Origin of the sequence: Protofrankia sp. CiT1 (assembly GCF_917627335.1) — a bacterium.
Classification (GTDB): Bacteria; Actinomycetota; Actinomycetes; order Frankiales; family Frankiaceae; genus Protofrankia.
In genome coordinates this window covers 12,015-13,471 of sequence record NZ_CAKJTP010000006.1, presented here as the reverse complement: position 1 = coordinate 13,471, position 1,457 = coordinate 12,015, and the positions used below count along the sequence as shown (strand labels likewise).

Genomic DNA, 1,457 nt, shown 5'->3' with positions numbered 1-1,457 from the left:
GGCCTCCTGCTCTCGTCCATGGCCGTCTCCTGGGGCTCGCCCGCGATCGCCGAAACCCGGCGGGCAGCTACCCCGCTGTCTGCGACGCACTGGTATGCGCTCCCCACCGCCGCCAACGGCTGCCACCTCAACCTGCGGTCCGGCCCGGCAACTGACTACCAGCTCCTGATCCGCCTCTCCAGTTGCGAGAACGGACCCTGGTGCTGGTACCAGATCCCGGACTGCGCCCACGCAACTGTGGACGAGGTGATCGCTGGGCGCTACAGCTGCCTCGACGAACAACGACGGAGAGTCACATCAAATCGCTGGACAGTTGTGGCACTGACCAACTCCAGATGGGCATATGTTGCTTCTCGCTGCGGGTCGACACGCCAGCTGTGACCCCTGGTGACGAGGTGCCGGATTCCAGGGGCCGCCAAACACGCGAAGGAATCACGATCGCAGTCGTTGACCGCCAAGGATTCCTTCCATTCACCAGTGGTGGACAAAATGCTACAAATATGACTGCCGGCTACTTGTCGACCACCTCCGACAATGGCGGAACAGGCGGCGTCGGCGAGCCAGAATTCGCCGTCCGGCGCACCGGGCCGGACGGCGGATAGCGCCCTTTTCCACGCGCTCGGCGAGCCAACCGGCCTGGATACGACAGAAAACCGCCCTGGTACGGACAAAACATCCGCGAGGCACGTCGATGAGGTCTCTTTCGGACGCGGTCGAGCCGTCCATGCCTCAGCGAAGCGGTCGGCCATGACAGGGGAACGCCCCTCGGGGCTGCCACCCCGGCAGGTGATCCGACGGTCAGCGCCGTGGCGCCCGAGCAGAGCGGATCACGAGTCCTGGCTGGCATTCCGCCAGATGCGAGTCGAACCCCTGCAGGTCCTGCCAGGTGGCATGACAGATCCGGCAATGTGTGGCGTCCGGCTCGGTCCACCGGGCGCTACAGCCACCGCATGATGCCGGCGCTGGTACATCACGGCTCCTGGCTGTCTGGCCGGCATTGCGGATCGGCAGTGGCAGCATCGGCTGAGCACGCCGCGGCGTGCGGGTTGACGGGGTTTGGCGTCGGATCGGCACCCGGTCATCCTGTCGCAGAAGGTGACAACCGTCGCGCAACCTTTTCCGACGGGCGCGGCAACGAGACTCAACGCCCCCCATCAGTTCTCTCCGTACAAAAATGACTACAAAGCGACATCATCACAGGAAACTCGCGTGCCCGGCGGGCCGCCCGGCATAGCCGACGACCGGCTGCGTCCGCGACGCACACCAGTCCGCGGACACACCAGTCCGCCGACGCAGCCGAACATGACCCGGCTCCCAAGCGGGCGGCCTCCAGGCGGCTGCTCGTCAACATGGCCACCAGGCTCACCACGGGCACTCACCACGGCAGCGGCGCCAGCGCGGGTCAGCCATTCCCACGGGCCAGCTCCACCGCGCTGCCGATATACTGCCGCCGCCCG

General features: G+C 66.2%; 1 protein-coding gene. It reads left to right on the top strand.

Translation table 11 applies throughout. The features are described 5' to 3' along the window. Window positions 1-381: hypothetical protein (locus tag MJ785_RS02185; protein ID WP_239379967.1), on the top strand; the 381-nt coding region annotated here is incomplete at its 5' end. Between the last annotated feature and the right edge of the window lie 1,076 nt (window positions 382-1,457).